2 protein-coding genes are annotated in these 846 nt (G+C 53.3%); both read left to right on the forward strand.

Going from position 1 to position 846, the window contains the following annotated elements; translation table 11 throughout:
* Nucleotides 1–585: hypothetical protein (locus O1D97_RS00565; RefSeq protein ID WP_269121852.1), on the forward strand; the 585-nt coding region annotated here is incomplete at its 5' end.
* Nucleotides 545–846 (forward strand): hypothetical protein (locus O1D97_RS00570; protein ID WP_269121853.1); only part of this gene is annotated, 302 nt, incomplete at its 3' end. The genes O1D97_RS00565 and O1D97_RS00570, both read left to right, overlap by 41 nt.

Here is an 846-nt window from a genome sequence, read left to right on the forward strand (position 1 = left end):
GATAACGCGAATGATCAAGCTGACATCACCGGAACCAGCCAAGATATTCCGACTGGCGGCACGGTTGATTTAGTCCTCACCGATGTCGATGGCAACACCATTGAAATTAACGATGTGGCCGTCAACGCTGACGGCAGCTACGCAGTCGATAACGTTGATATCTCAGCCCTGGTCGACGGTGAAATCACCGTTGTGGCCACCGCCTCTGACAGTAACGGTAATCCGCTCACTGCGAATGATGCTGAAGAGCTCGATGCCACCGCCGGTAACATCACCGTGGACTTGATCCTTGATAACGCGAATGATCAAGCTGACATCACCGGAACCAGCCAAGATATTCCGACTGGCGGCACGGTTGATTTAGTCCTCACCGATGTCGATGGCAACACCATTGAAATTAACGATGTGGCCGTCAACGCTGACGGCAGCTACGCAGTCGATAACGTTGATATCTCAGCCCTGGTCGACGGTGAAATCACCGTTGTGGCCACCGCCTCTGACAGTAACGGTAATCCGCTCACTGCGAATGATGCTGAAGAGCTCGATGCCACCGCCGGTAACATCACCGTGGACTTTAGTCCTTGATAACGCGAATGATCAAGCTGACATCACCGGAACCAGCCAAGATATTCCGACTGGCGGCACGGTTGATTTAGTCCTCACCGATGTCGATGGCAACACCATTGAAATTAACGATGTGGCCGTCAACGCTGACGGCAGCTACGCAGTCGATAACGTTGATATCTCAGCCCTGGTCGACGGTGAAATCACCGTTGTGGCCACCGCCTCTGACAGTAACGGTAATCCGCTCACTGCGAATGATGCTGAAGAGCTCGATGCCACCGC

It is taken from the genome of Marinomonas phaeophyticola (assembly GCF_026966905.1).
GTDB lineage: Bacteria > Pseudomonadota > Gammaproteobacteria > Pseudomonadales > Marinomonadaceae > Marinomonas > Marinomonas phaeophyticola.